The organism is Spirillospora sp. NPDC049652, from assembly GCF_040675125.1.
Classification (GTDB): domain Bacteria; phylum Actinomycetota; class Actinomycetes; order Streptosporangiales; family Streptosporangiaceae; genus Spirillospora.
On sequence record NZ_JBFAOF010000518.1, the window covers coordinates 1 to 5,108 of the forward strand.

Here is a 5,108-nt window from a genome sequence, read left to right on the forward strand (position 1 = left end):
GCCCGGTTCGCCCTCCGCGCCGCCCTCGGCGAGCGGCGCGCCGCCGACCACGGCACCCGCCGCGCCGCCCTCGGCGACGCCGCCGGTGAGCACTCCCGGAGCGACGCCGCCCGCGACCGGCGACGGCGGGGGCGGGCAGCCCGGCCCGGCCGTCCAGGGCAACGGAATCAGCTACCAGATCGTCCAGCAGAGCCAGGGCTACTTCGAGGGCCAGTTCACCGTCACCAACCCGGGGACCGCGCCGCTGAGCGGCTGGAAGATCACTTTCACCACGCCGCGCGCGGACGTGCACGCCATCTGGGGCGCCGAGCTGGTCCACGGCGGGACGCAGGTGGAGATCCGCGGGACGTCCGCGATCCCGCCCGGCGGGAGCACGACGATCCGGTTCGGCGCGACCGGGCTGCCCGCCCGGCCGGAGGGATGCCGGCTGTCGGGGCGGCCGTGCGGATTCTGAGTCCGCGCGGCGATTAGGCTGCTGAACATGCGAATCGCGAGGTTCTCCACCGGTGAAGGCATGTCCTTCGGGGTGGTCGAAGAGAACACCATCGCCGCCATCGCGGCGCACCCGTTCGGGGAGCTGACCTTCACCGGGCACCGCTTCCCGCTCGCCGACGTGCGGCTGCTCGCGCCGATCCTGCCCAGCAAGGTCATCGCGATCGGCAAGAACTACGCCGAGCACGCCCGCGAGATGGGCGGCGAGCCGCCCGCCGAACCGGTGATCTTCAGCAAGCCGTCCACGGCCGTGATCGGCTCGGGCGAGGCCGTCGCCTACCCGGAGAAGCTGTCCCAGCGCGTCGACTACGAGGGCGAGCTCGCCGTCGTGATCGGCCGGCTCTGCCGGGAGGTCCCGGCGTCCCGCGCCCAGGACGTCATCCTCGGCTACACCTGCGCCAACGACGTCACGGCCCGCGACCTGCAGCAGCGGGACGGGCAGTGGACCCGGGCCAAGGGCTTCGACACCTTCTGCCCGCTCGGCCCGTGGATCGAGACCGAGCTCGACCCGTCCGACCTGGCGATCACCACGCGGCTGAACGGCGAGGTGAAGCAGGACGCCCGCACCTCCCAGCTCACCCACGACATCCCGGCGCTCGTGGAGTACGTCACGCAGGTCATGACGCTGCTGCCCGGCGACGTGATCCTCACCGGCACCCCGGCGGGCGTCGGCCCGATGGGCGTCGGCGACGAGGTGACCGTCGAGATCGAGGGCATCGGCACCCTCGCCAACCGCGTCGTCGCCCGCGACTGACCGGCGTCCGGTGGGCCGGGGCATGCGGCCCGCGTACTGACCGTCGTACGGCGTCCCTAGGCTCTGTCCGGGGACGCCGTACGCGTTCCCGCCCTGGAGGATCAATGAGCTTCGACGGCTTCGACGAGGAGGCGTTCGCCTTCTACGAGGGGCTCCTCGCCGACAACAGCAGGGACTACTGGACGGCCAACAAGGCCCGCTACGAGCGGCACGTCCGCGAGCCGATGCTCGCCCTGCTGGACGAGCTGGAGCCCGAGTTCGGCGCGGCCAAGCTGTTCCGGCCCTACCGCGACGTCCGCTTCAGCAAGGACAAGACGCCCTACAAGGACCACCAGGGCGCGCTGGCCCTGGACGGCGGCCTGTACGTCGAGATCGACGCCGACGGCATGATGGTCGCGGGCGGCATGTACTCGATGCACGGCGAGCGGCTGAAGCGGTTCCGCGCGGCCGTCCACGCTCCGGCGTCCGGCAAGGCGCTCGAAACGGTCCTGGACGAGCTGCGGAGCGCGGGCATGGAGATCGCGGGCGGCACCCTGAAGACGCGTCCGCGCGGCTTCGACGCCGATCATCCCCGCATCGGCCTGCTGCGCCACACCGGCCTCTACGCCCGGCAGGGCTGGCCCGCCGACCCCTGGATGGAGACCCGCGAGGTCGTGGACCGGGTCAGGGACGCCTGGCGGCGGCTGCGTCCGCTCGGCGAGTGGGCCGAGGAGCACGTCGGGCCGCCCGACTTCGGCCGCTGACCGGCCGCCCGCGAGCCCCGGCGGAGCCGCGCCGGGGAGGGCCGGACGGCCGCTTCCGGGCCGCCGCCGGGACGCGCGGAAGAGGCTGGTCGGGCCCCTGCGCTATTCGTTTTGGCACTCCTCCCAGACTCCTGTATTCTTTTCGAGGCGCGAGCGAAACGGAAGCCCGGAAGGGTCAAAGGGAAGCTCACGGCACTGGGGTATGGTGTAATCGGCAGCACGACTGATTCTGGTTCAGTTAGTCTAGGTTCGAGTCCTGGTACCCCAGCTGATCCCGATCTCGCGGAAGCGGATCGGTGTCGCACAGGCCCCCGTCGTCTAGTGGCCTAGGACGCCGCCCTCTCAAGGCGGTAACGGCGGTTCGAATCCGCTCGGGGGTACACGAACAGCAGGTGAGAGCCCTGATCGCCGCACACGCGGTCGGGGCTTCGATCTTGTCAGGGGATCTTCCGGTGAAAACCGGTCGGAGGCCCGGGCGGGATCCGCTAAGCTGGGCGAGGCCGAGCGGGAGACCGCGAAGCCGAAGGAAAGATCAGGCCCCCGTCGTCTAGTGGCCTAGGACGCCGCCCTCTCAAGGCGGTAACGGCGGTTCGAATCCGCTCGGGGGTACGCGCGAACAACGAGGCCCCGGTCATCGCGACCGGGGCCTCGTTCGTTTTTTCACTGATCATTTGATGGCGTATTCCACGCCGCCGTTCCGGACCGGCTCCCCACCTCCGGCGAAGCCGGTCCATGCGCTCGCCGGAGCCGGTCCGTTCGCTCGCGGGAGCAGACCCCGCGGTTCGTCAGAGCCAGCCGGTGCGTTCGGTCGAGGCGTGCGAGCGGAGGGCGGCGAGCGACTCGTCCGCCGTGAGGACCGGGACGCGGCGCGGACCGGACGGGGACGTGAGCGTTCCGTCGGTGTCGATCGAGCAGGTGCGGCCGTGCGGCCAGACGCCGAACATGACGCCGACCGGGCGGTGCGCCGGGCCGCGCCGCACCAGCGGCAGCACGACGTCGTCGTCGTGTCCGGGCGTGGCGATCCAGTAGGTGGTGGCCATGCCGCGGCCCCGGGTGGGGCTGAGGTCGGGGTTGGCGTGCTCGGCGTCGCTGACGAGCATCTCCAGCTCCAGGTGCTCGATCGCGTCCTCGAGCAGCTCGCACACGTGCAGCCCGGGTTCCAGGGCCGCGCGCAGGCGCTCGTCGAACGCGTCGCCGAAGAGCCGGTCGAGTTCGGTGCGGGACAGGACGACCCGGGCGCGCGGATCGTCCCGGGTGACGAGTTCGGTGACGATCGCCCGGACGAAGCCGTCGGCGCCGTCGCCGACCAGGCCGACGCCGGACGGGTAGGCCAGCTCGGTGGCCCAGTGGACCGCCGCCACGGGACGCGCCGCCCCCGGAGCCGGCCGCGGCGGGACGACCGTCACAGGACGATCGAGGACCACGGCCGGGGCCGGGGCGGTGAAGTCGGCGACGGTCGGTGACATGTCCTTCGGCGCCCGGCGCAGCGGATTCCGGAGCGCCGACGCCAGGACGGGCCGGAACCGTCTGCGCAGGAAGAAGAGCCCGAACAGCGCGATGAGGGCCAGCACGGTGGTCCACGGGCCGGGTGAGCGTGTCGAGCCGTCCTGCGGCTCCGCCCGCACGTCGGCGGAGGGCCGGGGCGTGGCCGTGGGCGCGCCCTGGGAAACCGGGCCGCCGCCGGGAACCGCGCCGTGGGGATTCGCGCCGGCCGAGGGTGCGGCGGGCCGCTGGGCGGCGTCGCGGGATGACGGGCTGGGCGAACGATCGTCGGCGTCGTCGTCCGGCACCTCGCGGTGTCGCCTCGGCCGCACGGGCGGACGCGCGGGGGACTCCTGGCGCGAGGAGTAGCGCCGCCGGGCCTCGGAGCGGCGGAGGCGGCGGGGCGGTGGGGCGCCGCGCAGGGAGTCGCGCAGGGCCGTCCCGAAGTCGGTGCGGCCGTTCAGCAGGTCACGGCTGATGTTGCGGCACAGTTCCGACTGGTCGAAGATCGCTGCCGCTGCTCCCGTCAGCCCGACGCAGACGGACGGGCCGGGCTTGGCCGTGCCCGGGGGCGCGAACGCGGACGCGGCCATCGGGCGGGCCCCGGGCATGGCCGCGGATCCGGCCAGGGGCGCGGATCCGGGTACGAGAGCGGGCACCGGCGCGGACGTGGAGCCCAGCGCGGGTGTGGCCGCTAACAGCGCGGGCAGGGGCGCGAGCGTCAGCACCGCGCCTGCCGCCAGCGCCGCGACGGATTCCCTCACAGGCGGCTACCTCCCAAGGACGACCTGCTCGGAGGACGATGAAAGCAGTCCGGGCGCCGGGACGTCCCGCAAGTCGCCCGGCGGGTCGCGATCCGTGATCCTCTCGATACGTGTCGTCATCCTTGATGTGTCCTTGCTGACCAGTAGCGTACGGGTCAACTAAAGTCGTTGTCCCGGAGCGAAGGGGATGGTGCATGGAGAACGCGGAGAACGGAGCCGACGGCGAGGCGAAGCCGCCGACCCCGGGTGCGATGCTCGCCGACAAGGTCGAGTGGCTGATCCAGAACATGTGGCCGCCGGACGCGCCCGCGCCGCGCAACAACGTCGAGACCGCGGGGGCGATCGCCCACGCCACGGGCGAGGACATCTCGTCCACCACGGTGTGGAAGCTGCGCACCGGCCGCCAGGACAATCCGCAGCTGCGCACGCTCACCGCGCTGGCCACGTTCTTCGGCGTCCCGATCGGCTACTTCGGCTTCGCGTCGGAGGCGGGTCCGATCGACGACGACCTGACGTTCAAGGCGCTGCGCCGCGAGGTCGAGGAGGGCGTGGTCCGCACCGAGGTGCTGCGCGCCCTGGTCGACCTGTCGCCGCAGTCGCGCTGGCTGGTGGACGAGATGATCCTCGCCGCCGCCCGGGCCGACGCCGAGCGCGCCGCGGCGAACCGGCGCAACAACGCGCCGTCGGAGATCGAGGAGCCCGCGTGACGGACGGCCGGCGGCCCCGCCGTGGAGGAGCGGGCCGCCGGCCGTCCGGGTCATGAGCCCGGGCCGGGAGTCCGAGGGGGCCGGGCCGGGCCGCGGTCAGCACCATTCCTCCTGCGGAGCTTGCGGAAAATCAGCCCATCGGCAACAACGGCGGGGGGCCTGACGC

The 5,108-nt window shown here is 72.7% G+C and carries 5 protein-coding genes and 3 tRNA genes; 7 read left to right on the forward strand and 1 reads right to left on the reverse strand.

Annotated features, from left to right (window positions below):
* Positions 1-85: 85 nt before the first annotated feature.
* The 6 genes from AB0J52_RS26705 (at position 86) to AB0J52_RS26730 (ending at position 2,598) form a co-directional block, all read left to right on the forward strand.
* Positions 86-454 carry a cellulose binding domain-containing protein gene (locus tag AB0J52_RS26705; protein ID WP_500185058.1) on the forward strand — a complete coding sequence of 123 codons (369 nt, stop codon included), beginning with the start codon at positions 86-88 and terminating at the stop codon, positions 452-454.
* Between the two features lie 27 nt (positions 455-481).
* A complete protein-coding gene (locus AB0J52_RS26710; RefSeq protein WP_500185059.1) occupies positions 482-1,246 on the forward strand; it encodes a fumarylacetoacetate hydrolase family protein in 765 nt (254 codons plus the stop codon).
* Between the two features lie 104 nt (positions 1,247-1,350).
* Positions 1,351-1,989, forward strand: a complete 639-nt coding sequence (locus tag AB0J52_RS26715) for a DUF2461 domain-containing protein (RefSeq protein ID WP_500185060.1) — start codon at positions 1,351-1,353, stop codon at positions 1,987-1,989.
* A 196-nt stretch (positions 1,990-2,185) separates the two neighbouring features.
* Positions 2,186-2,257, forward strand: a tRNA-Gln gene (locus AB0J52_RS26720).
* Positions 2,258-2,296: 39 nt separating this feature from the next.
* Positions 2,297-2,369 (forward strand) — tRNA-Glu (locus AB0J52_RS26725).
* A gap of 156 nt (positions 2,370-2,525) precedes the next feature.
* Positions 2,526-2,598 (forward strand) — tRNA-Glu (locus AB0J52_RS26730).
* Between the two features lie 176 nt (positions 2,599-2,774).
* Here the strand turns inward: AB0J52_RS26730 and AB0J52_RS26735 are convergent.
* The gene (locus AB0J52_RS26735; protein ID WP_500185062.1) at positions 2,775-4,082 is read right to left on the reverse strand and encodes a hypothetical protein; all 1,308 of its coding nucleotides are present in this window, start codon (positions 4,080-4,082) and stop codon (positions 2,775-2,777) included.
* 347 nt (positions 4,083-4,429) lie between these two features.
* Between AB0J52_RS26735 and AB0J52_RS26740 the strand changes: the two genes are divergently transcribed.
* Positions 4,430-4,942: a helix-turn-helix domain-containing protein gene (locus AB0J52_RS26740; RefSeq protein WP_500185064.1), complete on the forward strand. Its 513-nt coding sequence runs from the start codon at positions 4,430-4,432 to the stop codon at positions 4,940-4,942.
* Positions 4,943-5,108 lie beyond the last annotated feature (166 nt).

Excerpts from the sequence above, each read along its gene's own strand:
- AB0J52_RS26715 (WP_500185060.1), top strand. The coding sequence starts at position 1,351 with ATGAGCTTCGACGGCTTCGACGAGGAGGCGTTCGCCTTCTACGAGGGG.
- AB0J52_RS26710 (WP_500185059.1), top strand. The coding sequence starts at position 482 with ATGCGAATCGCGAGGTTCTCCACCGGTGAAGGCATGTCCTTCGGGGTG.
- AB0J52_RS26735 (WP_500185062.1), bottom strand. The coding sequence starts at position 4,082 with ATGCCCGGGGCCCGCCCGATGGCCGCGTCCGCGTTCGCGCCCCCGGGC.
- AB0J52_RS26740 (WP_500185064.1), top strand. The coding sequence starts at position 4,430 with ATGGAGAACGCGGAGAACGGAGCCGACGGCGAGGCGAAGCCGCCGACC.